The organism is Nonomuraea ceibae (assembly GCF_019396325.1).
Taxonomy (GTDB): domain Bacteria; phylum Actinomycetota; class Actinomycetes; order Streptosporangiales; family Streptosporangiaceae; genus Nonomuraea; species Nonomuraea ceibae.
The window spans coordinates 51,243-76,403 of the sequence record NZ_JAHKRO010000014.1 but is presented as its reverse complement, the minus strand read 5'-3'; the positions used below and the strand labels follow the sequence as shown (position 1 = coordinate 76,403).

General features: G+C 72.0%; 27 protein-coding genes. 6 read left to right on the top strand and 21 right to left on the bottom strand.

The window, feature by feature from the left end; genetic code table 11:
- Positions 1–129 precede the first annotated feature (129 nt).
- Together KME80_RS12645 and KME80_RS12640 are read left to right on the top strand one after the other, a co-directional pair.
- A complete protein-coding gene (locus tag KME80_RS12645; RefSeq protein ID WP_219504586.1) occupies positions 130–1,014 on the top strand; it encodes a DUF6492 family protein in 885 nt (294 codons plus the stop codon).
- Positions 1,011–1,883: a DUF6492 family protein gene (locus KME80_RS12640; protein ID WP_219504584.1), complete on the top strand. Its 873-nt coding sequence runs from the start codon at positions 1,011–1,013 to the stop codon at positions 1,881–1,883. Before KME80_RS12645 ends, KME80_RS12640 begins: the two co-directional genes overlap by 4 nt.
- Here KME80_RS12640 and KME80_RS12635 read toward each other — a convergent pair.
- The 9 genes from KME80_RS12635 to KME80_RS12595 all read right to left on the bottom strand — a co-directional run bounded on the left by KME80_RS12635 (position 1,862) and on the right by KME80_RS12595 (position 11,031).
- Entirely contained in the window at positions 1,862–2,728 is an 867-nt protein-coding gene (locus KME80_RS12635; RefSeq protein ID WP_219504582.1) for a hypothetical protein, read from the bottom strand. The genes KME80_RS12640 and KME80_RS12635 overlap by 22 nt on opposite strands.
- Positions 2,729–2,852: 124 nt before the next feature.
- Positions 2,853–3,692 carry a glycosyltransferase family 2 protein gene (locus KME80_RS12630; protein WP_372455355.1) on the bottom strand — a complete coding sequence of 280 codons (840 nt, stop codon included), beginning with the start codon at positions 3,690–3,692 and terminating at the stop codon, positions 2,853–2,855.
- Between the two features lie 22 nt (positions 3,693–3,714).
- A complete protein-coding gene (locus KME80_RS12625) occupies positions 3,715–5,163 on the bottom strand; it encodes an oligosaccharide flippase family protein (protein ID WP_308125726.1) in 1,449 nt (482 codons plus the stop codon).
- Positions 5,160–6,116, bottom strand: coding sequence for a hypothetical protein (locus KME80_RS12620; RefSeq protein ID WP_219504578.1), 957 nt, complete (start codon positions 6,114–6,116; stop codon positions 5,160–5,162). Before KME80_RS12620 ends, KME80_RS12625 begins: the two co-directional genes overlap by 4 nt.
- Positions 6,113–7,384: a DUF4910 domain-containing protein gene (locus KME80_RS12615; protein WP_219504576.1), complete on the bottom strand. Its 1,272-nt coding sequence runs from the start codon at positions 7,382–7,384 to the stop codon at positions 6,113–6,115. Before KME80_RS12615 ends, KME80_RS12620 begins: the two co-directional genes overlap by 4 nt.
- Positions 7,381–8,400: an NAD-dependent epimerase/dehydratase family protein gene (locus KME80_RS12610; protein WP_219504574.1), complete on the bottom strand. Its 1,020-nt coding sequence runs from the start codon at positions 8,398–8,400 to the stop codon at positions 7,381–7,383. The genes KME80_RS12615 and KME80_RS12610 overlap by 4 nt, the downstream gene beginning before the upstream one ends.
- 5 nt (positions 8,401–8,405) lie before the next feature.
- Positions 8,406–9,056 carry a PIG-L deacetylase family protein gene (locus KME80_RS12605; protein ID WP_219504572.1) on the bottom strand — a complete coding sequence of 217 codons (651 nt, stop codon included), beginning with the start codon at positions 9,054–9,056 and terminating at the stop codon, positions 8,406–8,408.
- Positions 9,053–9,832, bottom strand: a complete 780-nt coding sequence (locus KME80_RS12600; protein WP_219504570.1) for a glycosyltransferase family protein — start codon at positions 9,830–9,832, stop codon at positions 9,053–9,055. Before KME80_RS12600 ends, KME80_RS12605 begins: the two co-directional genes overlap by 4 nt.
- Entirely contained in the window at positions 9,829–11,031 is a 1,203-nt protein-coding gene (locus KME80_RS12595) for a class I SAM-dependent methyltransferase (RefSeq protein WP_219504699.1), read from the bottom strand. The genes KME80_RS12600 and KME80_RS12595 overlap by 4 nt, the downstream gene beginning before the upstream one ends.
- Before the next feature lie 62 nt (positions 11,032–11,093).
- Here KME80_RS12595 and KME80_RS12590 point away from each other — a divergent pair, with 62 nt between their 5' ends.
- Positions 11,094–11,666: a dTDP-4-dehydrorhamnose 3,5-epimerase family protein gene (locus tag KME80_RS12590; protein ID WP_219504568.1), complete on the top strand. Its 573-nt coding sequence runs from the start codon at positions 11,094–11,096 to the stop codon at positions 11,664–11,666.
- On the opposite strand, the gene rfbD is transcribed toward KME80_RS12590, so the two are convergent.
- The 11 genes from rfbD to KME80_RS12535 form a co-directional block, all read right to left on the bottom strand.
- Positions 11,648–12,505 (bottom strand): dTDP-4-dehydrorhamnose reductase, encoded by an 858-nt coding sequence (gene rfbD, locus KME80_RS12585; RefSeq protein ID WP_219504566.1) that lies wholly within the window; start codon positions 12,503–12,505, stop codon positions 11,648–11,650. The genes KME80_RS12590 and rfbD overlap by 19 nt on opposite strands.
- Complete coding sequence (rfbB, locus tag KME80_RS12580) at positions 12,502–13,431, bottom strand: dTDP-glucose 4,6-dehydratase (RefSeq protein WP_219504564.1); 930 nt, start codon at positions 13,429–13,431, stop codon at positions 12,502–12,504. The genes rfbD and rfbB overlap by 4 nt, the downstream gene beginning before the upstream one ends.
- Positions 13,428–14,495 carry a glucose-1-phosphate thymidylyltransferase gene (locus KME80_RS12575; RefSeq protein WP_219504560.1) on the bottom strand — a complete coding sequence of 356 codons (1,068 nt, stop codon included), beginning with the start codon at positions 14,493–14,495 and terminating at the stop codon, positions 13,428–13,430. Before KME80_RS12575 ends, rfbB begins: the two co-directional genes overlap by 4 nt.
- Before the next feature lie 2 nt (positions 14,496–14,497).
- Complete coding sequence (locus KME80_RS12570; protein ID WP_219504559.1) at positions 14,498–15,952, bottom strand: sugar transferase; 1,455 nt, start codon at positions 15,950–15,952, stop codon at positions 14,498–14,500.
- Positions 15,953–16,210: 258 nt separating this feature from the next.
- The gene (locus KME80_RS12565; RefSeq protein WP_219504557.1) at positions 16,211–16,561 is read right to left on the bottom strand and encodes a hypothetical protein; all 351 of its coding nucleotides are present in this window, start codon (positions 16,559–16,561) and stop codon (positions 16,211–16,213) included.
- An 18-nt stretch (positions 16,562–16,579) separates the two neighbouring features.
- The gene (locus KME80_RS12560) at positions 16,580–17,215 is read right to left on the bottom strand and encodes a GntR family transcriptional regulator (RefSeq protein ID WP_308125725.1); all 636 of its coding nucleotides are present in this window, start codon (positions 17,213–17,215) and stop codon (positions 16,580–16,582) included.
- Between the two features lie 97 nt (positions 17,216–17,312).
- Positions 17,313–18,221, bottom strand: coding sequence for a DMT family transporter (locus KME80_RS12555; protein ID WP_219504555.1), 909 nt, complete (start codon positions 18,219–18,221; stop codon positions 17,313–17,315).
- An 18-nt stretch (positions 18,222–18,239) separates the two neighbouring features.
- On the bottom strand, positions 18,240–18,620 hold the full coding sequence (locus KME80_RS12550; RefSeq protein WP_219504553.1) for a hypothetical protein: 381 nt from the start codon (positions 18,618–18,620) through the stop codon (positions 18,240–18,242).
- Between the two features lie 356 nt (positions 18,621–18,976).
- Entirely contained in the window at positions 18,977–19,462 is a 486-nt protein-coding gene (locus KME80_RS12545) for a GNAT family N-acetyltransferase (RefSeq protein ID WP_219504551.1), read from the bottom strand.
- Positions 19,462–19,818 (bottom strand): MmcQ/YjbR family DNA-binding protein, encoded by a 357-nt coding sequence (locus KME80_RS12540; RefSeq protein WP_219504548.1) that lies wholly within the window; start codon positions 19,816–19,818, stop codon positions 19,462–19,464. Before KME80_RS12540 ends, KME80_RS12545 begins: the two co-directional genes overlap by 1 nt.
- Before the next feature lie 33 nt (positions 19,819–19,851).
- A complete protein-coding gene (locus KME80_RS12535) occupies positions 19,852–21,255 on the bottom strand; it encodes an alpha/beta hydrolase family protein (protein WP_219504546.1) in 1,404 nt (467 codons plus the stop codon).
- A 79-nt stretch (positions 21,256–21,334) separates the two neighbouring features.
- Here KME80_RS12535 and KME80_RS12530 point away from each other — a divergent pair, with 79 nt between their 5' ends.
- Positions 21,335–21,904 carry an ArsR/SmtB family transcription factor gene (locus KME80_RS12530; RefSeq protein ID WP_219504544.1) on the top strand — a complete coding sequence of 190 codons (570 nt, stop codon included), beginning with the start codon at positions 21,335–21,337 and terminating at the stop codon, positions 21,902–21,904.
- 73 nt (positions 21,905–21,977) lie between these two features.
- Here the strand turns inward: KME80_RS12530 and KME80_RS12525 are convergent, their stop codons facing one another.
- Positions 21,978–22,502 (bottom strand): helix-turn-helix domain-containing protein, encoded by a 525-nt coding sequence (locus tag KME80_RS12525; protein ID WP_219504542.1) that lies wholly within the window; start codon positions 22,500–22,502, stop codon positions 21,978–21,980.
- A gap of 113 nt (positions 22,503–22,615) precedes the next feature.
- On the opposite strand from KME80_RS12525, the gene KME80_RS12520 reads away from it, so the two are divergent.
- Positions 22,616–23,971 (top strand): serine hydrolase domain-containing protein, encoded by a 1,356-nt coding sequence (locus tag KME80_RS12520; RefSeq protein WP_219504541.1) that lies wholly within the window; start codon positions 22,616–22,618, stop codon positions 23,969–23,971.
- Positions 23,972–24,037: 66 nt separating this feature from the next.
- Entirely contained in the window at positions 24,038–25,159 is a 1,122-nt protein-coding gene (locus KME80_RS12515; protein WP_219504537.1) for a winged helix DNA-binding domain-containing protein, read from the top strand.
- Positions 25,160–25,161: the final 2 nt, after the last annotated feature.

Here is a 25,161-nt window from a genome sequence, read left to right as displayed (position 1 = left end):
GTCTCGCCTCATGCATGTCGCGCGAACCGGGGTGGAGCGTTACACGGCGGGCTGTAACGCCGCCATCCGCAGCCCGATATGGCTTACAGGGCGTTTTCACCCGCGCCGGGGGACTGGAGATCAACCTTCATGAGCGAACTGGCCGTCGTCACGCCCACCTATGGCCCCGACGCCGAGCTCTTCGCCCACCTGCACCGCTCGGTCCTGGAGCACACCTCGGACGACACGGTGCACCACGTGATCGTGCCGCCGGCCGACCGGTCGCTGTTCGCCCGCTACGCGGGTCCGCGCTGCCGGCTGTGGACGTACCCGGAGATCCTTCCCCGGCACGTCGTGCACGTGCCGGGCACGAACCTGTGGGTGAACGCGCGGCGGCCGTGGCCGCCGCTGCGCGGCTGGGTGGTGCAGCAGGCCGTCAAGATCGCCGTCACGGCGCTGCTGGACGCGCGCGTCGTGCTGGTCGCCGACTCCGACGTGGTCCTCGTCCGGCGGGCGCTGCCCGAGCACTTCGTCCGCGACGGCCGGGTGACGTTCTTCCGCGCCGACGACGGCGTGCACGACGGCATGGCCGACCACGTCGTCTGGCACCGGGCCGCCCGCGCGCTGCTCGGGCTGCCCTCCGGCTTCACGCTGCCGCAGCCCGACTACATCAGCTCGCTGGCGATCTGGGAGCCGGCCGTCGCGCGGGCCATGCAGGAGCGCGTCGCCGAGGCCACCGGGCGCGACTGGCTGGCCGCCTTCACCTCCCACCTCCAGGTGTCGGAGTTCATCGTGTACGGCGTGTTCGTCGACGAGGTGCTGAAGGCGTCGCCGCCGGTCGACACCATGATCTGCCACAACCGATGGGAACGCACCCCGCTGGACCCGGCCGGGGCCGTCGCCTTCGCCGACCTGCTGGACCCCCGCGCGATCGGCATGATGATCTCCGCCAAGTCGCGCACGCCGATGGCGGCCCGGCTCGCGGCCATCCAGCGGTGCGCCCAGGTCACCGGACCCGATGGGAGCCATCCTTGAGCAAGCTGGCGGTCATCACCCCGTCCTACGCCCCCGACGCCGAGCTGTTCGCCCTGTTGCACCGATCCGTCCTGGAACACACCTCCGACGACACCATCCACCACGTCTTCGTGCCGCCCGGCGACCGGGAGGCGTTCGCGCGCTTCCAGGGGCCGCGCTGCCACGTGTGGGTGCGCTCGGAGCTGCTGCCCCGCCGCTACGTGCGGGTCCCGGCGACCGACCTGTACGTCAACTGCCGGCGGCCGTGGCCGCCGCTGCGCGGCTGGGTCATGCAGCAGACCGTCAAGATCGCCGCCGCCGGGCTGATCGACGCCGACGCGCTGCTCATCGTCGACTCCGACGCGGTCCTGGTACGGCCGGCCGGCGTCGAGTCGTTCAGCGTGGACGGGCGGCTGTGCCTGTACCGGCTGGAGAACGGCGTCACCGCCGGGATGGAGCGGCACGTGCTGTGGCACCAGGTGGCGCGCAAGCTGCTCGGCCTGCCACCCGCGCCGCCGCCTCCGCTGCCCGACTACGTGACCGCGCTGACGTACTGGGACCCGGTGATCGTGCGGGCCATGCAGCGGCGCATCTCCGAGGTCACCGGGCGCGACTGGATCGACGCGTTCAACTCGCAGCTGCACATCTCGGAGTTCATCCTGTACGGGGTGTTCGTGGACGAGGTGCTGAAGGCGTCGCCGCCGGTCAACACCTCGATCTGTCACCTGAGCTACAACCACGAGCCGTGGGACGAGGCCACCGCCGTGGCGTTCGCCGACCGGCTCGGGCCGCAGGCGGTCGGCATGATGATCTCCGCCAAGTCGCACACGCCGATGGAGTCGCGGCTGGCGGCGATCCGGCGGTGCGCTCAGGTGGTGGAGTCGAGCTGATCGTCGTGGGGCACGACGACCTCGATCGGGCCCGTGTCGTCGTCCGACCCCAGCTCCGTCACGGTCATCGGGAACACCGGCGCGGCGGGGGCGTGCGTCCCGTTGCGCACCCGGAACTCGACGGTCCCCTTGACGTCCTCGGCCGGGGCCGGGGCGGGCCGGGGCTGGGAAGCGGGCTCCGGCGCGGGTTCGGGGGCCGGCTCCGGCGCGGGTGCCGGGGCGGCCTCGGGCTCGGGGGCGGGCAGGGGCTCGCGGCGGGCGGCCGGGCGCAGGCGCGGGATCGCGTAGGCGACCGCGAACCCCGCCAGCACGCCCAGCAGGCCGCCGCCCGCCGCCGCCATGAGCCGGTCGGAGACCACGGCCCTGGGGCTGGAGGCGGGCATCACGTCGAGGATGCCGATGTGCGTGCTGACCGGCGCTTCGAGGTCCACCTGGCGTTTGGCCAGCTCCAGCCGGACCCGCTGCTGGGCCTTGCGCATCACGTCGCGGACGACCTGCGGCGAGGTGGACTCCACCTCGACGTACACGAACGGGCCGTTGGTGCTGATGCCGAGCAGGTCGGGGTTGGTGCGCCCGTCGTTGACGGTGACCGAGGTCGGCCCGTCCTCGGTGACGCCGATCTCGGCGGCCACCTCGGGCGTGTTGGTGGCCAGGATGAGGATGCCGGCCGTGGTCCGCAGCGCGTCGTTGAAGTGCAGCAACGGGTTGGTCAGGCTCGGCTTCTCGCGCCGTTCGGTCTCCAGCGTGCCGCCGGTGGCGGGCACGGTGAGCACCATGGACGCGGTCGAGACGTACCTGCTCGGCATGAGGAAGTATCCGGCCAGTGCCAGGATGATCGCCGCCACCGCGATGGGCGGTCCAACGAACTTCTTCCGGGCCAGACCAAAGATGGTCGTCCAGAAGCCCACTATTTCCGCCCCCGTCAGATTTCTCGGTACAAACAGGAAATCGCGCTGTTCATCTGCCGCGTTACACCAACCGGGCCATGGCCAGCAGCTTCCGGCTCCGGTGCGCCACAGTGCGCCGCTGCCGCCTCACGTACATCCTGAGCACCGCCGCGCGGGCCCGCCGGCGCTGGTCGGCGGTGAGATCGCAGTCCCGCACCCACGCCAGCAGCTCGCGGCACTGGAGGGTGTTGGCCAGCCGCGACTGCCACGACGGCACGTCCAGCCGCCGCGCCACGCCGGAGATGCGCTCCTGCCGCCAGTTGCGGTGCGCCAGCACCTCGTTGACGTGCGCCCACGGCCCGGCCAGCGCCAGCTTGGCGGCGAACACCTCGTCCTCGCGCAGCATGTTGCGCCGCGGGATGCCGGTCGCCGGCCCGCGCCTGAGCATGCCGTAGAGCGGGTCGATGAGCAGGTGGCTCTCGTTGAGCAGCCGCAGCATCTCGGTGAATCGTTCCACCGGGTCGCCGGAGGCCAGCGCGGTCCCGTCGTACGCGGCGGTCCTGACGACGCCGTCGGGCCCGGTGTAGGCGACCTGTGTGGTGACCAGGATCGTCCGCTCGTCCTTGGCGAACTCGGCCAGCCCGCGCGAGACGCAGCCCGGGTCGAGCCGGTCGTCGTCGCCGATCCAGCGCACGAACGCGCCCCGGGAGATCCGGGCGGCGTGGACGAAGTTGTTGAGCAGCCCGACGTTCTCCGGGTGCCGGTGGTAGACGACCCGCGGGTCGCCCGCCGCCAGGTCGCGGCAGAGCTCCTCGGTGCCGTCGGTGGAGGCGTTGTCGGAGATGACCAGCTCCACGTCGGGGTGGTCCTGCGCCAGCACCGACCGGACGACGCCTTCCAGACGGTCCGCCCCGTTGCGCACCGGCAACGCGATCGAGACCAGCTCAGAGCCGGGCATGTGCCCTCCTTTGACGCACCAGTTGCATGAGTACGGCCCGCGGCACGGCGACCAGCGCGAACGCCAGCACGCCCGCGCCACCGGCCACGCAGAGCTGCGCGAACGGCCCCTCGACGACCAGCGACAGCCCGGCCATGACGGCCGCCGCGACGCCCGCGCCCAGCATCGGCCTGGCCAGCCCGTACACGACCAGGCGCAGCGGCACCCGCGAGCGCCGCAGCGTGATGCCGAGCAGCGGCAGCGCCACCGTGACGGCGATGACGGCGTGCGCGACGGCGGCGCCCTGGATGCCGCCCGCGCGGGCGCCGACGAGCAGCGCGGGCACCAGCGCGAGCGCCCAGCCCAGGTTGACCCACATCATCGACCGGGTGGCGCCGAGCCCGGCCAGGATGTCGGTGATCAGCAGCGTCAGCATCCGCACGGCCATGACCACGGCCAGGAACTGCAGCACGCCGGCCGCGGGCAGCCAGCGCGGCTCGTACAGGAGCCCGACCAGGGCGGGCGCGAGCGTGCCCATGAGCACCGCGATGGGCAGCACGATCGCGCCCAGCAGCGGCACGGCCTGCCGCACCCCGGCCTCCATCGACTCGCGCCCCTCCTCGGCCAGCCGCGAGAAGCTGGGCAGGGCCACGTAGCGGACGGCGGTGCCGATCAGCCCGGGCACCCAGCTCGCGATGTTGAAGGCGAGCAGGTAGAGGCCGAGCTGGTGCGGCCCCAGCACGTCGCCGACGATGACGATGTCGACGTTGAGCAGCAGCCCCTCGACGCCGAGCCCGACGCAGAGCGGCAGCCCGAACTTCAGCAGCCGCCTGGCGATCTCCCGGTCGAACCCGGCGGTGAAGCGGACCCGGGCCAGCACGAGCACCAGCACACCGGTGACCGTGGCCCCGGTGAGCTGCCCCCAGGCGAAGCTGTAGGCGCCGGCCCCGTTGGCGGCCAGCGTGATCGACACCGACGCGTTGGCGGCGAACCCGGCCAGGTTGGCCCAGGCCAGCTTGTCCTGCTCGAACCGGCGCATCAGCGCGGCGCTGCGCACGGCGGTGAGCCCGTAGACGAGGTTGGTCGCCATGAGGATGCGGATCACCCAGGTGGCGTCCTCGCTCCCGGCGAGCTGGGCGTAGAACGGCGCGATCACGAAGAAAAGCGCGTACAGGGAGACGCTGGAGGCGAGCGCGACCACCGTGGCGGTGGGCGCGACCTCCTCCAGCTCGCCGCGCCACTGCACGACGGCGGAGATGACCCCGGCGTCGTTGATGAAGATGACGAACTGGCTGACCGCGAGCGCGATCGCGAACACCCCGAAATCGGTCGGCAGGAGCAACCACGCCAGCACCAGGCTCATGCCGAACGAGCCGGCCTTCATCACCACGTTGCCCAGCAGGCTCCAGCGCAGCCCGCGTCCTGCCTTGCGGCCGATCTCGCCGATGTCGCTCACGTACCGTCCTCGACCCTTTCCAGCCAGATCTCCCGCCAGAACGGCACGAACTCGCGGGGACAGTTGGCGTTGTAGACGCCCTCGCACACCAGGTCGTCGAGGATGATGCTGGGCGTCTTCATGATCAGCATCTCCCCGGTCCGCTCGTCGAGGCAGCGCTCGACCCTGGCCCGCACCCGCGCGGTCCTGCCGCAGTAGCGGGCCATCTCCTCCTCGAAGCCCAGGCCCCGGTTGAGCAGGTCGCCGTTGAGCGTGTCGAGGATCTGGTCCTTCGTCTTGATCCTGACCAGCTCGCCCGGCTTCAAGTCGAGCTTGGCCGTCGGCGTGCTGGCACCGGCCCGGCCCTCGACGAACCCCCACCGCAGCCCGCGCCGGAACCACAGCCGCCTCGGCAGCACCTTCTTGCTGACCTCCTGGAGGCGGTTGAACAGCCCGACCAGGAACGTGCGCGCCACCCGCGAGGGCGAGGCGTTGCCGCTGCGCACGTCGGCGACGTACTGGCCGGCGTCGCGGAACGGCAGGCAGGCGGGCGCCGCCCGCAGCAGCTCCGTGGCCTGGCAGGAGTAGGCGCCGCCGCCCTTGCGCGTGTTGAGCCGCAGCAGCGGCAGCAGCTCGGGCGACGGCTCGGCGATCGGCTGCGGCTCGTCCGGATCGACCTTCCGCAGCCACGCCTCCTTCCAGTAGAGGGAGCAGGCGGTCTGGCAGCCGCCGTGCTCGCCGCCGTCACAGCGGGCCGCCTTGAGGTGCACGGCGCGCTCCATCCGCCGCATGCCGCTGCGGCTGATCGTGTCGCACAGCTTGTGCGCGACCTTGTGCACCGTCATCCGCTGCCCGCAGAAGCGCAGCATCTCCGGCATGAACGGCAGGCTTTCCAGCTCGCCCCGCTCGTCGAGCGTGGCCAGGATCTCAGCCTGACCGCGCACCTCGACGAGGTCCCCCACTCGGAGGTTCATCCGCTTTCCCCCACCCGCTTCAGCAAACCGGCACCTTCCAGCGCGTCGGCCGCCTCGGCGACCGCCTGGAAGGGCAAACCCGACCTTTCCGCGACGTCCAGCAGGCTGTGGCCGCCGTCTGACTGGTTCAACACCCATAACATCGCCAGCTGGGCTTGTTTCGTGTCACTCCGGCCGCCGAGAGAGCCGTAGAGCCCGCGCCTGCCGAGTTGCGGCTCGCCGTAGGGGCTCAGGTTCTCGTAGCGGCCGTCGCGCTCCAGCACCTGTACGGCCTGCCAGAGGGTTTCCAGGGTGTCGGCCAGGGCTTCGGGGGTGACGAAGCCCGGGTCGTCGGCCGAGGTGTGATATTCCGGGTAACCGGCGTACGGGGTCCTGGTCAGGCTGCCGACCGGCAGGTCGAAGCCCGGCGAGCAGAACTGCCGCTCGTCGTACCCGTACGGGGAGAAGTCCACAACCGTGTGCGGTCTGCCGCGCAGGACGTGCGTCATCACCCGGTCGATGCGGGTGTCGCCGCGTCTGCTCCGCTTGTACGTGAGCGCGCCGCGGTCGCCGGCGCAGGCGAGCGTGAGCCCGGCCGCGATCCGGCCGACGCGGTCGCGGTTGCGGGCCAGCCAGGTGATGGCCCCGATCGTGCCCGGCGCGAACAGGAACCGGTACGTCAGCCGGGGCCGGTCCAGCCGGGCGGCGAGCGCGGCGGCGACCGCGATCCCGGCCAGGTTGTCGTTGGCCAGCGACGGATGGCACACGTGGCAGGAGATGAGCACCTCATCAGCGCTGCGCCCCGGCACGACGTGCTCGGCGTAGGTGAGGGAGCCGTCGGCCAGCGTCGAGTCGATCACGACCTCGTACGGCCCCTCCCCCAGGCCGTCGAGCACCCGCTGCGCCAGGCAGAACCCCCACGTCTCGGCGTAGTAGCTGGTCCGGTACGGCACCAGGTCCGGCTGGCCGGGCAGCGTGTGCAGGTGCGGGCGCAGCTCGTCGAGCGTCATCGTGGCCGACACGGGCACGCTGTAGCCCACCACGTGCAGGTTGGAGCGCCGGAAGTCGACGACCCGGTTCCCCTCGGGGTCCTTGATCCAGGCGTCGCGGATGTTCCACTCCCTGGGCACCGTCCAGTCGAGCACCTGGGTCCCGGTCGGCACCTCGTGGACGGTCAGCGGCAGCCGCTCGCCGACGATCTCCAGCGTGCGCCGCACTCCGTCGCCCGTGATGGAGCGGCACACCGGGAAGAGCCGCTCCACCAGGGCATGCATGTCCTCCCCGGTCACGTCCTGAGCTCCGGCGAGACCGTACCCGCCTCGCGGCGGTCGGCCAGCCGGGCCAGCCGGATGAACCGGCGCCGGAAGTCGTGCGCGGTCAGCCCGTGGTCGCGGTAGGCGTCGGCCAGCTCGACCGCGCCCGCCTTGACCGTCCAGCGGGCGTGGTAGCCGGGCAGCGCGGCCTCGATGCGGGAGAAGTCCACCCGGTACGAGCGCGGGTCGGCCCCCGTCTCGCCGGTGATGACCAGCTCGGAGCCGGGCACCGCCTCGACCACGTGCTCGGCGATCTCGGCGACGGTCAGGTTGTTCTGCTCGCCGCCCACGTTGAACGCCCGGCCGTGCACCGCCTCGCGCGGCGCGGTCAGCACGGCGGCGAACGCGTCGGCGATGTCGGCGGCGTGCACCAGCGGCCGCCACGGCGTGCCGTCCGACAGCACCAGCACCTTCCCGGTCAGGTGAGCGTGGCCGACGAGGTTGTTGAGCACGATGTCGGCCCGCAGCCGCGGCGAGAACCCGAACGCGGTGGCGTTGCGCAGGTAGACGGGCGAGAAGTCGGCGTCGGCCAGCTCGTCCAGCTCGTCCTCCACGCGCACCTTCGACTCGGCGTACGGGGTGACCGGGCGCAGCGGCGCGTCCTCGTCCAGCAGCTCGTCGCCGCCGGACGCGCCGTACACCGAGCACGTGGAGGCGTACAGGAAGCGGCGCACGCCCGCCTCGCGCGCCAGCCTGGCCAGGCGGACGGAGGCGTGGTGGTTGATGGCGTAGGTGAGCTCCGGCGCGAGCGCGCCGAGCGGGTCGTTCGACAGGGCGCCCAGGTGGATCACCGCGTCGATCCCGTCGAGGTGCGCCTCGGTGACGTCGCGCAGGTCCACCCGGTGGCCGGGCGGGTCGTCGGGGGCCGGGCCGAGGACGCAGTCGGCGAACAGCCCGGAATCCAGTCCGGTCACCTCGTGCCCGGCTCTGGTGAGCACCGGCGCCATCACGGTGCCCAGGTAGCCCTGGTGCCCGGTGAGCAGAACGCGCATGTCGATCAGCCTCCTGCGAGGTCGAGAGTGAGTTTGCGCACGTAGAAGGCCTCGGCATAACGTGCGTGGCATTCGATGCCGCGGACCCGGGCGAGTCCGAGGAATGCCTCCCTGTCGAACCAGTGGCGGCGGCGCTGGGAGGGGTAGTGCTCCCACAGCAGCGCGACCTTGCGCTCGGCGAGCGCCAGGTCGAGCGGCTGGTAGGCGTTGGGCCGGCCGAGGTCGCCGTCCCATTTGACGATCTCGTAGCCGAGCGTGAGATGGTCGCGGAAGGCCGTCGGCACCAGCTCGGCCAGGCCCCGGTGGTCCTGGTGGGCGTCGCCGGGCTGCGGAGCCAGGATCAGGTCCGGCACCGTGCGCAGCCGCAGCTCCTCCACCGCGCGCTTGGCCTCCTCCCAGTGCGCGGGCAGCCGGCCGTCGGGCAGCTTGCCCACGGTGACCCGCAGGTCGGCGCCTGGGCAGAAGGCGGCCAGCGCGGCCCGCTCCTCCCGCTCCCGCTCTGTGCCGCCGCCCGACAGGATCAGCGCGTCCACCCTGATCCCCGGGTGGGCCGTGCACATGGCCAGCAGCGTGCCCCCGGCGCCGATCGCGAGGTCGTCGCAGTGCGCGGCGACGGCGGCGACCCTGCGCAGGCTGCCGGGCAGGAGGTCGATCATGCCGCGGGCTCCCACACGGCCCACGGCCGCTCGCCCCTGGCGTAGGCTCGGTCCAGCTCCAGCCGCTGGTTGACGGTGTCGGTCGGCCGCCAGTAGCCGCGGTACGGGTAGGCCAGCAGCCGGCCGCGCTTGGCCAGCTCCCGGCAGCCGTCGACGAGCAGGTCGCCGCCCGCCGGGATGTGCTCGAAGATCTCCTGGCGCAGCACGAAGTAGCCGCCGTTCACCCAGAGCGGCATCTCCGTGACAGCCGTGATCTGGCCGACGAGCCCGCCCTCGGCGACCTCGACGCAGTGGAAGGTGCCCGGCGGCGGCACCACCATGAGCGAGGCGCCCGCGTCGGAGGCCGCGAACCGGTCGATCATCTCGGGCAGCGGCGCGTCGCTGAGCACGTCGGCGTAGTTGGCCAGGAACACCTCCTCACCGTCCAGGTGCTCGCGCACCCGGCGCAGCCGCTCGCCGATCGACGACTCGATGCCGGTGTGCACGAACGAGATCGTCCAGTCGGAGATGTCGCTGGCCAGCAGCTCCACCCTGCCGCCGCGCAGCACGAAGTCGTTGGAGGCGGTCTCCTCGTACCGCAGGAAGAAGTCCTTGATCTGGTCGGCGCCGTAGCCGAGGCAGAGCACGAACTCCTTGTGCCCGAAGTGCGCGTAATAGCGCATCACATGCCAGATCAGCGGTCTGGGGCCGACGAGCTGCATCGGCTTGGGCGCGTCCCCGGGAGCGCCGCTGCGCATCCGCGTGCCGTACCCGCCGCAGAAGAGGACGACCTTCACACGACCTCCAGGGAAGGGATGGGGAAGACCAGCCGGCCGCCCCACTCGTGGACGTAGGAGAGCTGCTCGGCCAGCTCCTCGCGCAGGTTCCAGGGCAGCACGAGCACGTAGTCGGGCCGGTCCGCGGCGATCCGCTCCGGCTCGAACACCGGAATGCGCGCCCCCGGCGTGAACCTGCCGTGCTTGTACGGGTTGCGGTCCACGGTGTAGGCGAGCAGGTCCGGCCGCACCCCGCAGTGGTTGAGCAGCGTGTTGCCCTTGCCCGGGGCGCCGTAGCCGACGACGGTCCGGCCCTCCTCGGCCGCGCCCACCAGGAAGCCGAGCAGGTCACGCCGGACCTTGGCGACCCGCGCGGCGAAGTCGATGTAGCCGGAGATCTCGTGCAGCCCGGCCGCCTTCTCCAGCGCCAGCACGTCGGCCACCCGCGCCGACGGCTCGCCCGACGGCCTGGCCCACAGCCGGATCGAGCCGCCGTGCGTCGGCAGCAGCTCCACGTCCACCAGCGTGAGCCCGCCGGAGGCCAGCGCCCGCTGCGCCGAGGCGACCGTGTAGTACTGGAAGTGCTCGTGGTAGATCGTGTCGTACTGGTTGCCCTCGATGAGCGTGAGCAGGTGCTGCACCTCGATCGACACCCAGCCGTCGTCCGCCACCAGCGTGCGCAGCCCCCGGGTGAACCCGATCACGTCGGGGATGTGCGCGTAGACGTTGTTGGCCACCACGTAGTCGGCCGGGCCGTGCTCAGCGACGACCTGCCTGGCCGTCTCCGGCGTCAGGAACGCGGTGACCGTCGGCACCCCGCGCTTCCTGGCCGCCTCGCCCACGTTCACCGACGGCTCGACGCCCAGGCAGCGCACGCCCCGGTCCACGACGTGCCGCAGCAGGTAGCCGTCGTTGCTGGCCACCTCCACCACGAACGTGTCCGGCTTCAGCTCCAGCCCGGCCACGAACGCGCGGGCGTGCTCCACCCACGACGTCGAATAGGACGAGAAGTACGCGTAATCGGTGAAAGTATCCTCAGGCGTGATCAGCGGCGGGATCTGCGCCAGCCAGCACGCCGTGCACACCCGCAGGTGCAACGGGTAGGTCGTCTCAGACTCGTCGAGCTGGGCGGCGGTCAGAAACCGCTCGCAGGGCGGGGTGGCGCCCAGGTCGACCACCGAGGCGAGGTCGCCCGATCCGCATAACCGGCAAACAATCATTCGCACGCTCCAAGGCCGTGGGATATTTCGCTCGGACTGCCGCACTCGTTACTGTGCGCGTCATGGATCCCCTCGGCATCGACGGCGCCTGGTGCCACACGCCTCGCGTCCACACCGACCCGCGTGGCGCGTTCCTGGAGGCGTACCGGGCCGCCGACCTGCCACGCCCGTTCGACGTGGCCCAGGTGAACTGCTCGGTCTCCGCCCGGGGGGTGCTGCGCGGCGTGCACTTCGCCGACGTGCCGCCCGGCCAGGCCAAGTACGTCATGTGCGTGCAGGGCAGCGTCATGGACGTGGTCGTCGACCTGCGTACGGGCTCGCCGTCGTTCGGCCGGTGGGAGGCCGTGACGCTGGACGACCGGGAGCGCCGGGCGGTGCTCGTCGCCGAAGGGCTGGGCCACGCGTTCCAGGCGACGAGCGAGCAGGCCACGGTCGTCTACCTGTGCTCCCAGCCCTACAACCCGGGCCGCGAGCACGGCGTGCACCCGCTCGACGCGGACCTGGCGATCCCGTGGGGGCCCGAGCCGCTGCTGTCGGACAAGGACGCGGCGGCGCCCACGCTCAAGGAGGCGATGACCGCCGGCCTCCTGCCCGACTTCGAGGCGTGCCGGCGGTTCTACGCGACGACGCACTGACGGCCCGCCTTCCCCGCCAGCACCGGCCAGGCGGCGTGCAACGCCTCGCGCCAGGGGCGCATCAGCTCGCACCGGGTGCCGGCCAGCACGCTGTAGGCGGGCCGGGGCGCCGGGCGCGGGAAGGCCGCCGCCGGCACCGGGCGCACCCGGGCCGGGTCGGCGCCGAGCAGCGTGAAGACCTCCGTGGCCAGGCCGTGCCAGGTCGTCTCGCCCGAGCTGGTGCCGTGGTAGACGCCCGGCGGCAGGTCCGACTGGGCCAGCCGGACCAGGAAGTCGGCCAGGTCGGCCGACCAGGTGGGCTGGCCGCGCTGGTCGGCGACCACGTCCACGAACGGGCGGCTCCCGGCCAGCTCGATCATCGTGCGGACGAAGTTGCGCCCCGTGGCGCCGTACAGCCACGCCGTCCGCACCACGTAGTGGCCGTGCCCCAGCGCCGCCAGTTCGCCCGCGAGCTTGGTGCGCCCGTAGGCGTTGAGCGGCGCCGTCGGCGCGTCCTCCGCGTACGGGAGCACCCCGGCGCCGTCGAAGACGTAGTCGGTCGACACGTGCACCAGCCGCGCCCCCACGCGCTCGCACGCCTCGGCCAGCGTGCGCACCGCGTGACCGTTGACCGCCAGCGCCTCGGCCTCGCGCGTCTCCGCCTCGTCCACGGCGGTCCAGGCGGCGCAGTTGACCACCACCCTCGGCCGGTAGGCGGACACGAAGTCGCGCACCGCCCTGGCGTCCCGCAGGTCCAGCTCCGACCGGCCGAGCGCGAGCACCGGCTCACCGGTCAGCCCGATCCTGTCGAGCACGTCGGCGGCCAGCATCCCGCCGCCGCCCGTGATCAGCCACCTCATAACCCGTCCCACCAGTCACGGTTGTCGGCGTACCACCGCACGGTCTCGCGCAGCCCCTGGTCGAACGGGATGCGCGGCGCGTAGCCGAGCGCCCGCAGCTTGCGGTCGTCCAGCGAGTAGCGGCGGTCGTGGCCCTTGCGGTCCTCGACGGGCGTGACCATGGCCCAGCTGTGCCCGGTCGCGTCCAGCAGGCGGCCGGTCAGCTCCTTGTTGGTCAGCTCGGCGGTGCCCGCGATGTGGTAGACCTCGCCCGGCTTGCCCACCTCGGCGACCAGGCGGATGCCCGCGCAGTGGTCCTCGACGTGGATCCAGTCGCGCACGTTGCCGCCGTCGCCGTACAGCGGGACCTTCCGGCCGCGCAGCAGGTTCGTGACGAACAGCGGGATCACCTTCTCCGGGTACTGCCGCGGCCCGTAGTTGTTGCCGCACCGGGTGATCGACACGTCCAGCCCGTACGTGACCGCGTACGAGCGGGCGATGAGGTCGCCGCCCGCCTTCGCCGCCGCGTACGGCGACCTCGGCTGGAGCGGGGCGGACTCGTCCCAGGAGCCGATGTCGATGGACCCGTACACCTCGTCCGTCGACACCTGCACCACCTTGGGCACGCCCGCGTCCAGGCACGCCTGCAGCAGCGTCTGGGTGCCCAGCACGTTGGTGCGGACGAACTCGCCGGCGCCCGCGATCGAGCGGTCGACGTGCGACTCGGCGGCGAAGTTCACCACCAGGTCGTGGCCCGGCACCACCTCGGCCAGCAGCGCGCCGTCGCAGATGTCGCCGTGCACGAACGTGTGCGGCGCGCCTTCGAGGTTGGCCCGGTTGCCCGCGTAGGTGAGCTTGTCCAGCACGGTCACGTCCGCACCGGACAGCCCGTGGACGAAGTGCGAGCCGATGAAGCCCGCGCCGCCCGTCACCAGGATTCTCTTCATGAACTGATCTGTACCTTGCTGTGATCGCCCAGCACGAGACGGTGGGCTCTGGGCGTGTTGGGAGCCGGGGTGACCTCGACGTCGTGGCCGATGAGCGACGACTCGATCCGGCCCACGCCCTCGATCGACGCCCTGGGCAGCACGATCGAGTACTCGATCTCGCTGCGGGTGACCGCGCACCCGGCCCCGATCGAGGTGAACGGGCCGACGTAACTGTCACGGACGACCGCGCCGGACCCGACGATCACCGGGCCGACCAGGCGCGAGCGTTCGACGACCGCGCCCGGCTCGACCAGGACCCGGCCGACCAGCTCGCTGGCGTCGTCGACCGAGCCGAGCACTCCGGCCTCGAGCGATTCGAGCACCAGCCGGTTGACCTCCAGCATGTCGGTGACGTTGCCGGTGTCTTTCCAGTAGCCGGTGATCACCGACGACTCGACGGGCAGACCGGCTTCGAGCAGCCACTGGATGGCGTCGGTGATCTCCAGCTCGCCCCGGCCCGACGGCTTCAGCTCGGCCACCGCCTCGTGCACCGCCGGGCTGAACAGGTAGACGCCGACCAGCGCCAGATCGCTCTTCGGGCGGGCCGGCTTCTCCTCCAGGCCGACGACCCGGCCCCGGTCGTCGAGCTCGGCCACCCCGAACTGGCGGGGATCGCCCACCCGGGTGAGCATGATCTGCGCGGCGGGCCGCTCCCGGGCGAAGCGGTCCACCAGGCCGGTGATGCCGCCGACGATGAAGTTGTCGCCCAGGTACATGACGAAGTCGTCGTCGCCGAGGAAGTCCCGGGCGATCAGCACGCCGTGGGCCAGCCCGAGCGGCGCCTCCTGGCGCAGGTACGTGACCTCCAGCCCGAACGCGGAGCCGTCGCCGACCGCCGCCTCGATCTCCGCCTGGGTGTCGCCCACGACCAGGCCGAGCTCGCGGATGCCGGCCGCCGCGATGGCCTCCAGCCCGTAGAACAGCACGGGTTTGTTGGCGACGGGCACGAGCTGCTTGGCCGAGGTGTGGGTGATGGGCCGGAGCCGTGTGCCCGACCCTCCGGCGAGCACGAGTGCTTTCACGGTCAGTAGGCCCCTTCTCCACGGGTGACGACGGACCAGGTCTTCCAGAGAATCTGCAGGTCCAGGATGAGCGACCAGTTCTCCACGTACCGCAGGTCGAGCCGGACCGACTCCTCCCAGGACAGGTCGGAGCGCCCGCTGACCTGCCAGAGGCCGGTCATGCCCGGCTTGACGACCAGGCGGCGGCGCACGTCGGTGCCGTACTGGGCGACCTCCTCCGGCAGCGGCGGGCGCGGGCCGACGAGCGACATCTCGCCGCGGACCACGTTGAGGAGCTGCGGGAGCTCGTCGAGCGAGTAGCGGCGCAGGAACGCTCCCACGCGGGTGATCCTTGGATCGTTCCGAATCTTGAACAGCACCCCGTCGAACTCGTTCGAATTGATCAAGGAGCCTTTCAGGCGTTCCGCGTCCACCACCATCGTGCGAAATTTCACGACCTGGAATTCCTTGCCCCGCCTGCCCACTCTTGTCTGGTGGAACAGCGCCGGGCCCTGGCTGGTCATCCGGATGAGCAGCGCGATCGCCAGCAGCGGCAGCGCGAGCAGCAGCACCGCGGCCCCCGCCACCACCCGGTCGAACACGCTCTTGACGAACTGCCGACCGCCGTCGAACTCGGGATGTTCCACGTGAAGCAGCGGCATCCCGGCGACCGGCCTGATGCTGATGCGCGGCCCCGCCACGTCCATGAGCGCGGGCGCCACGAACAGGTCGGTGCGCGTGGCCTCCAGGCTCCAGGCGAGCCGGCGCAGCGCCGACCCGTCGAGCTCCGGGCAGGCCAGCACGGCGACCGCGTCGGCCCGGGTGTGCGCCACCACGTCCGCCACCTCGGCGAAGTCACCGAGGACCGGGATCCCGTCCAGGTCGGCGTCCATCCGGTCCTGCGGCAGGCAGGCCCCCACGACCCGCATCCCGTGATACGGCTGACGGCGGAACTGCATCACCAGGTCGAGAATCGACTCCCGATGCCCGACGGCGATGACCTGGCGCATGTAGTCGCCGACCGCCCGGCGGCGATGCAGGCGCTTGCGCATCCGATATCTGAAGTAAAGCGTGGAAAGCAGCGCCAGCGGCAGCATCGCCATCACGAAGCTCCGCGCGATCGCGGTCTGCGTGGCATATGCGCCGATGGCGACGGCGGCCATCAGTCCCACCCCGCCGTTGAACACCGCCTTGAACTCGTCCGTTCCCTCGCCGTTCGCGCGCTGGCGATACGCGCCGCCGACCCTGAGCGCCACCGGCCAGGCCGCCACCAGGGCGAATCCCAGCAGGAACTCCTCCGGCGGAATGTAGGCCCCGTAGAGCAGCCGGACGCTCAGCACGCAGACGCATGCCAGTAATGCGCAGATCGTGTCCCCGGATAACAGAAGCCGTAGATACGCCCGTGTCCAGATGCTGGACGCATGGCGTGGCACGGCCTCGAGGAGCACGACAGCGGACCCCTCAGTCCCCACCCTCATAGCACCACCCAGAACTCATGTGCACCGCGTTAACGTGACGTTCCTTGAACCCCATGGGTTGACAACACCCCATGCACAATCAAGGGCGGCGGCCCCCACTAAAGAGTAAAGATCCAACTTGTAATGGGGAATATCGACTTTTGGCCACAATCGGACGGCCGGCGATCCGGCTCCAGGGCTTGACGGAACGGTCCACCAGTGATGCGGCACAGTTCGGGAAAATGCGAGGTTTATGCCGGTATTTCGGCAGGTGACAGGCTAGTCATACTCAAGATCGGGCAATGCGGACGGCGGATCGGGGCTCCGCCACACGACCACAACGCCGTCATGCGCCGAATCCGACGCCGTGGTCAACCTGTCGAGGTCGAAATCAGGAAGATAGCGGAGGCGCGCCAGAAAAGTGGCGTCGGTTGCCGAACGCGGCACCACGCACCCTTCGCCCTCCCGATCGAGCAGGATGTAGAGGACGTCGGCCTCCGGCTCGGTGGCCACACGGACCTCCACGACGTCCTCCCATGCGAGGGCCTCGACGCTCCCGTCCGCGTAGTGACGGGTGACGCCCTCCTCCGTGACATACACATAGGAGTCCGGCACTGGTTCGCCGTGCATGGCCGCGATTCTTGCGAGTTACGGGGCAGTCCCGCAAGGGTTCGCGCTGCTTTGGGAGTGACCCCACGAATGGCTGAGATGCGCCGCCACCGCCGCCCTGGCCGCCTCGGCGGGCCCTTCGGCGATGGCGTCGAGCAGTTCGCGATGCTCACGCACGAGCACGTCACGCTCCTCGTAGACCTGCCGCAGCCGCACCAGCCCGAGCCGCGTCTCGGCCGCCAGCGCCCCGTAGAGCCGCTCCAGCCGAGGGCTGCCGACCGCCTCAATCAGGGCCTCGTGCAGCGCCATGTGCTCGGCGACCGAATCCGACCAGGGCGCGTCGGCGGGCAGCGCCGCCATCCGCGCCAGCGCCGCGTCGGCCTCCGGCACCCGCCGCCCGGCCACGGCCGTGGCCATCAGGTCCTCCAGCGGCCTGCGCACGAACATCAGGTCGTCCAGGTCCGAAAGCGTCACCTCGGCGACATGCGCGCTGCGGTTGCGCTCGCGCCTGAGCAGCCCCTCGTGCACCAGCACGGCCAGCGCTTCGCGCACCGTCGGCCTGGCCACGCCGTAGGCCGCGGCGATCTCCTGCTCGGGCAGCGGCGTGCCCGGCTCGATCTCGCCGGAGAGCACCCGGCGGCGCAGCGCGTCAGCCAGCGCGCCGACAGCGGACACAGGCCGGATCGGCGACTGGGTCGGCTGGGTCGACTGGACCGGCTGGGTTGGCCGGACTGGATGGCCGGGCTGGGTGGGCGGCGTCACGCGTGCGACTCTAACGCGCCCCGGCGGGCGTTTTCTCCCGTACGTCCACCCGGGCCGGCCTCTCGGGCAGCGCCACGGCCACGAGGCTGACCCCCAGCAGCACCAGCCCGCCGATCGAGACCGGGGCCAGCCGCTCACCGAGCACCACCAGGCCCAGCAGCGCCGCGACAGCCGGCTCGGCCAGCGCCAGCGTGGCGGCCGTGGCCACCGGAGTGGTCCGCAGCCCGCGCCCGTACAGGAAGTAGGACAGCGCGGTGGTGCCCAGGCCCAGGTAGAGGACGGCGAGCAGGACGATCGGCTCGACCGGCCAGGAGGAGCCCGGCCCGAGCAGGCCGGAGCCCCGCCAGATCAGGACCGGCAGCATGATGACCGCCGCGCCGCCGAACAGCACGCCCATCACCGCGTTCGACGAGCTGCCGCCGCTGATGGCGCGGGCCGCGCTGACCGCGTAGAAGGCGTAGAGCAGGCCGCCCAGCAGCGCGAACAGCACACCGGACACCACCTGGCCACCGGCCTGCGCGCCGCCGCCCGCGATCAGCGCCGCGCACCCGGCCACCGCCGCCGCCGTCGCCGCCGCCCACCGGGCGCTCGGCCGCTGCCCGTGCATCAGCCAGGACAGCAGCCCGGTGAACACCGGCCCGCTGCCGATCGCCACCACCGTGCCGATGGCCACGCCGGTGCGGGCGACGGCGGCGTAGAAGCAGAGCTGGTACGCGGCGACGGCCACGGCGGCCAGCAGCAGACCGGGGCGCACCGCCTGCCGCAGCCCGCCCCGGGCGAGCAGGGCCAGCGCCGCGCCGCCGATGACGAGCCGGGCGGCGGCCAGCGCGACGGAGTCGTCCGAGACGAGCATGCCCGCGGTGCCGGCCGTGCCCCACAGCACGGCGGCGGCCACGACGGCGAGCGGTCCGTTCCTCATACGGACATTGTCTGACAACTAGACAATTTCGTCCAGTAGCTGGTCCAGCAGCCGGCCTGTGGGCTGCGCCACGTCCGCCGCGTACTCGTCCAGGACCGCCAGGGCGTCGCCCAGCTCCACGGCGGTCCGGCGGGGCAGATCGAGCAGCGGCTCACCGTCGAGAGTGACCGCGCCGTCGACCTGCAGCACGCCGCCGCCCGATGCGGCGACGGAGACCGCGACGGTGACCTCACGGCCGTCGGGCAGGGTGAACATGACGCCGGTACGGGCCCCGGCGGGCGGGAGGAAGGCGGCGAACGGCGCGCTGCGCACGAACGGGTGATGTAACTCGGCGAGGATTCCCGAGGCCCGGCTCAGGCCCGCCAGGAGCGCGGCCGCGGCCAGGCTGTCGCTGTCCACCACAAAAGCGTAGATCACCCCGCCCCCAAATAACCAGGCGATCCCATTTACCCCGCCGGATCCTACGGATCCCACAGATCCCGCCAACTACCCCCGGCCCCCGGCGATCCCCTCAGCGCCCCGGCTCCCCGAGCCCCGGAGCACCTCAGCTCCGATCCCCGGGAAGCCCGGGACCCCCGAATCCCCCAGCCTCCCCAGATCCCCCCGCCCCCGTGACCCTCCGTCCCGCCACCCCGGGGCGGGGCGGGCGCATCCGGAAGGCGCCCGCCGGTCGGTGGAGGACGCCGCATCCGGGAGGCACCGCCACTCAGCGGCGAGGCGCCCGCACCGGAAGGCGGCGTGTTCCGGAGGTGATGTCAGTCGGTGGCGAGGCGGGCGTGGCGTTCGACGTCGTAGCGGATCCCGTCGTAGTGGAGCTTCCCGCGCTCGACGCCCTCCGGGCGGAAGCCCGCCTTGGTGGCCACCCGGCACGAGGCCGGGTTGTCGGTGCGGTGCCCCAGCTCCAGCCGGAACAGCCCGCGCTCCCCGAACGCCCATCGGGCCAGCTCGGCGGTGGCCGCCGAGGCGACGCCGCGCCCCCGCACCTCGGGCACCGTCCAGTAGGACACCCAGCCGTTGTCGTGCCTGTCGATCCCCGTCACCGCCACGTTGCCGACGACCCGCCCGCCGAGCGTGACGGCGAACGCGTGACCCACGCCGGTCCAGGAGGCGATCCAGCCGACCGCGTCCTGGAGCGTGACGACCGGCCAGGACGCCTGAGTGGCCATGTCCGGCGACCGGAAGGCACGCAGCACCGCCGGAGCGTCGTCCTCACGCCACTCTCTCAGCCCTATCTGTCCCATTACTGACCGATTTTATGGGCCTCCTCGAAAGCGGTGACGAGGTGCTTGGGCGCGGTCAGGCACCACGCCTCGGCGGTCAGCTCGAACAGCTCGTCCATCTCGATCCTGTCGAGGTGGACGACGACCCACCCGAACCGCCCGGCGGTGAACTGGATCTCGAACACCTCGGGCCGCTCGGCCACGAGCGCGAGCTGCTCCTCGATGGTGGACTTGAGCCCGACGGTCTCGGTCTCCTCCCACAGGTAGCCGAAGCCCTTGTCACGCACCTTGAGCGCGACCCAGCTCCCGCCGTCGCTCGTGCGCACCTCCGGCAGGCTGTCCAGCATGGTGAGGAATTCATCGACGGTCACACCCATGTGCTCCTGTGTAGCAAACGCCGCCGACAGTTCCTAAGGGATCAGCAGCCCCCAGTAGAAGGCCCACGGGACGAAGACCAGGCCGCCGGCCAGCAGCACGCCGAGCCGGACCTTCTCCCCTCCGGCCGGCGTCCGCCGCCAGGCGAGCGCGGCGAGCACGGTGGCCGCGACGACCGCCACCGCCAGCACCTGGAGCGCCAGCCAGATCACCGGCCGCCCCGCCAGCAGGGGACCGGGTGAGGCAAGCTTCCCTCCGCTCATGACCACGCTGAACAGGTAGCCGAACCCGCCCAGCACCGCCACCAGCCCGCCCGCGCTGACCAGGCGCGCGGCCCGGCTGGCGGGGGCCCGCGACGCCCCGCGCAGCCGCCTGACCAGCGCGACCACCGGGTAGGCGAGGAACGCCACGACGAACAGCACCAGCGCGGCCGTCTGCACCGAGGCCGACTCCCACCAGGCAGGCGGCTCGACGGGCCGGGTGCGTGACGCCTGCTGCGGCTCGGGGCCTGACACGTCGGCCGTGGGCGCCTTGCCGGCGACGACCTGCTCGACCCAAGCGCCGACCGCGTCGGCGTAGCCTGGGGCGAGCTCGGGCAGCCGCGTCACGCCGCCGTCGGGGGTCCGGTGCGCGGCGTGGTCGGCGTCGGCGACGAAGCGGAACGCGTACTGCCGGTTGCCGCCCTTCTCCAGGGCGGCGGCCATCACGGGCGGGCTCTCCTGCGGCGGCGTCAGCAGGTCGTTCGTGCCCCAGATCGACAGCACCGGCTGGCGCACCGCCGCGAGGACCGCCTCGGCGTCGTGGTACGGCTCGGGGAACAGGCCGCCGTCGGCGATGGCCCGATACAGGTTGTGCTCGGCCCGGTCCACCAGCGACCCGGACACCCCGGCCTTGCGCAGCCCGGCGGCCACGGCCCAGGTCTGCTGGCGCAGCGGCTGCAGGGAGTTCGCGCCGACGAGCACCACGAACGCGATCTCCGGCGACCGCGACGCCGCGATCGGGGCGACCCAGCCGCCCTCGCTCAGGCCCCAGATGCCGACCTTGCCGACCCCGTCCTGCTCGCCGAGAGTGGCGACGGCGCCGAGCGCGTCCTCGGCCAGTTGCTCGTAGGAGCGCTCGAAGAGCGAGTAGCCCTCGGAGCGCTTGTCGTAGATCAGCACGGCCATGCCGCGGCGGGCGAACTCGACGGCCTCGCCCATCAGCTTGGTCCTGGGCGTGCCCGTACCGGCTCCGTGCACGAGGACCATCCCGGGGCGCTCGCCGGGGGTGCGGGGGGACAGGACGGTGCCGTGCAGGGTGAGCCCGCCGCTGCCGCGGAAGCTCACCTCCGTGGCGGCCAGGTCGGACGGGACGGCCGGCTCCGGCTCGTCGGCGATGGCCGCCGCGGGTGTGGCGACCAGCGCCAGCACGACCGCCAATGCGGCGAAAAGTCGTCTCATATCGCCGAATATAATCTGCAGAGACTTCTCGGCAGAGAATTCTCTGCAAATCTCACTCGCAAGGACTAGACTGATCGTCATGAAGGATGAGGAGCCCGAAGAGCCTTCCCTGCTCGACCCGGAGAGGCTCAAGGCCCTCGCGCATCCCATGCGCCGGCTGATGCTGCGCCACCTCGGCATCCACGGCCCCGCCACCTCCACCACCCTCGGCGAGCTGCTCGGCGCCAAGACCGGCACCACCAGCTATCACCTGCGCCAACTGGAGAAGCACGGCCTCATCGAGGAGATCCCCGAGCGCTCCGCCGGCAGAGAGCGCTGGTGGCGCAAGTCCGACAGCCCCCGCGACCTGCGCCTGCCGACGGCCGACCAGCTCGCGCCCGAGGACCGGCCGGTGCTGGCGGAGTTCCAGCGCATGGGCCTGGAGGAGGACCGCGAGCTGCTGGAGCGCTTCCCGGCCGCCTATTACCGCGACCCCGACTGGGCCAAGGCGTCGCGCGGCATGGGACGCATGACCAAGGAGGAGTTCGCCGAGTTCTTCGACGCCTACATCGCGCTGCTGCTGAAGTACAACCACCGGCCCGAGGACGCCCCGCCCGGCGCCCGGCCCATCCACGTCCGCCTGTTCGCCCTCCCCGCCGACGAGGACTGACCACGACCACGACGGAGCGGATCACCGGCCCCATATGGGGGCCCTCGTCGTCGCCCTGATGTTCGACCGCTGATCAGGGGCGCGGCTGCGGGATCGTCACGACGCCGAGCGTGATCTGCCGCCGCCCCTCGGCCGGCTCCTTCTCCAGCAGCGGGCCGATCAGCTCGCGCAGCCCCGCGTGGATGCGCGCCACGTCGCCGGGGTCGGCCCACAGGTGCACCAGCGTGTACGTGAGCCCGTCGGCGACCGGATCGTCGGGTGGATTGCCCAGGTAGGCGTGCGCCTGCGCCATCAGCCCGGTCACGAACGCGGTCACCGCCCGGTCATGGTCGGCCGGGGTCAGCTCCCCCGGATCGGGCAGCGCGCCCTGGACCGCGCTCTCGTCCAGCTCGTAGGTGTGCTCGACCGCGCCGCGCACCTTGCGTTCGCCGGTGACGTGGACGACGCCCGCGTCGGTGAGCCACCGGATGTGCCGGTAGAGGCTGCTGTAGGGCACCTCGGGCAGCGCCTGGCGGAGCTGCGTGCCGGTGTGGGGGCCGAGCGCCAGGATCTGCACCACCCGGACCCGTACGGGGTGCAGCACACCTACATCGCTCACTGACGTCCTCCCGATCTCCCGACCCCGGAATCGTAGCGCGGCCGTGGCTATTGATTTCATTTGTGGCTATAGTCTCAAAAATGAAGTCAATCGTCCCCGGAAGGACCCCCGCCATGCCCGATCTGCAAGAACGCCTCACCACGCTCGCCGAACGCCACCGCGTCCCCGGAGCCGTGATCGCCGTCCTGCACGACGACGCCGTCACCGAAGCCGCCACCGGCACCCTCAACCTGCGCACCGGCGTCCCGGCCACCACCGACTCCCTGTTCCAGGTCGGCTCGATCACCAAGACGTGGACGGCCACGCTGGTCATGCAACTCGTGGACGACGGCCTGCTCGGCCTCGACCGGCCGATCCGCGACCGGCTGCCCGGCTTCACGCTGCCCGACGAGGACGCCGCCGCCGCCATCACCGCGCGCCACCTGCTGGCCCACACCGCCGGCTTCTCCGGCGAGGACCTCGACGACTACGGCCGCGGCGACGACGCCATCACCCGTCTCGTCGCCAACCTCTCCCGCGCCGCCCAGATCGTCCGCCCCGGCACCCTGTTCTCGTACAACAACGCCGGGTTCGTCGTCCTCGGCCGCCTGATCGAGGTGCTGACCGGCCAGAGCTGGAGCCAGGCCGTGCACCGGCGGCTCATCGCGCCCCTCGGCCTGACGGCCACGGTCACCCTGCCCGAACAGGCGCTCCTCCACCGGGCCGCCGTCGGGCACGTCGAGGCGGGCGGCACCGTCCAGCCCGCGCCCGTGTGGTCGCTCCCCCGGGCGCTCGACCCGGCAGGCGGGCTCTGCATGTCCGCCGCCGACCTGCTGGAGTTCGCGCGCCTGCACCTCACGCTCGGCCTCGCCCGCGACGGCTCCCGCCTGCTCTCCACGGCCTCCGCCGAGGCGATCCGCACCCACCAGTCGTCCCCGCCGCCGCTGTCGGGGTTCCCGGCCTCGTACGGGCTCGGCATGGAGCTGTACGCGTGGGACGGCCGCGCGGTGATCGGCCACCACGGCGCCACCATCGGCCAGACGGCGTTCCTGCGCATGGTCCCCGACACCGGCACCGCCGTGGTGCTGCTGACCAACGGCGGCGCGCCCGCCGCACTCCACGACGAGCTGCTGCTCCCGCTGCTGGCCGAGCTCACCGGCGTCCGCCCGCCCGCCGCCGTGACGCCGCCCGCCGTCCCGGTCCCCTTCCACCCCGGCCGGTACGTGGGCGCGTACGACATGGGCCTGGCCTCGATCCGCATCAGCCACGAGGGCGGCCCGTCGCTCACCATGACGATCGTCCCGCACGGCGCCATCGCCGAGGCCGTGGTCACCAACCCGATCACCACGCTGGTGGCGCTCGACGACACGCACTTCGTCGAGACCGAGCCGGACGGCGGCCTGCACCGCGGCGTCGCCTTCCTGGACCCCGGCGCCGACGGGCGCTTCCGCATCCTGCACAACAGCCGGGCGCTCCCCCGCACGGCCTGACCGCCTCGGACAGCGCGAGCGGCCGGTACCCTTTCCCGACATTTCACGAAAGGACAGGTCACCGGCATGCCTCTCACCGCCCGGCAGCTCAACCGGGCCACCCTCGACCGGCAACTGCTCCTGCGCCGCGCCCCGCTCGGCGTCAGCGACGGCATCCGCCGCATCGCCGCCCTGCAGGCCCAGGAAGCGGCCTCGCCCTACCTGGCCCTGTGGAACCGGCTGGCCGGCTTCGACCCGGCCGACCTCGACGCCGCCTTCGCCACCGGGACCGTCGTCAAGGCGACGCTGATGCGCATCACCCTGCACGCCGTGCACGCCGCCGACTACCCGGCCTTCCACGGCGCGATGCGGGCCAACCTGCGCGCCGTCCGGCTGTACGACCGCCGCTTCACCTCGACCGGCCTGACCGCCGACGACGCCGACGCCCTGCTTCCCCACCTCGCCGCCTTCACTGCCGTCCCGCGCACCGCCGCCGAGATCGAAGCCCTCCTGGAGTCCCGTCTCGGCGAGCACGGCCGCCGCATGTGGTGGGCGCTGCGCACGTTCGCGCCCCTGCGCCACGCCCCCACCGGCGGCCCCTGGTCGTTCGCCGGCCGCGCCTTCGTCGCCTCGACCACGCCCCCGGCCCCGGAGGACGACTCCCTCCGCCACCTGGCCCTGCGCTACCTGGAGGCGTTCGGCCCCGCCACGGCGCCCGACCTCGCCCAGTTCACCCTGCTCGACCGCCCGGTCGTCCGCCGCGTCCTCCAGTCACTCACCGGCCAGGTCGTCGAGCTCGACGGCCCCGGCGGTGTCACGCTGTACGACCTGGCCGGCGCCTCCCTGCCCGCCGCCGACACCCCCGCCCCGCCGCGCCTGCTCCCCATGTGGGACAGCATCCTGCTCGCCTACGCCGACCGCAGCCGCGTCATCCCGCCCGCCTACCGCCCCCTGGTCACCCGCCGCAACGGCGACGTCCTGCCCACCCTCCTGGTGGACGGCCACGTCGCCGGCGTCTGGCGCCCGGTCGACGACGGCATCGAGGCCACGGCCTTCCACCCGCTGGACGAGGAGACCTGGCAGTCCCTCGCCACTGAGGCCGCCGCCCTGGCGACCTTGCTGGCGGCCCGCGACCCGGCCACCTACCGCCGCTACGCCCACTGGTGGACCAAACCCCTCCCCGCCGCCCAAGTCCGCATCCTCGGCTAGGA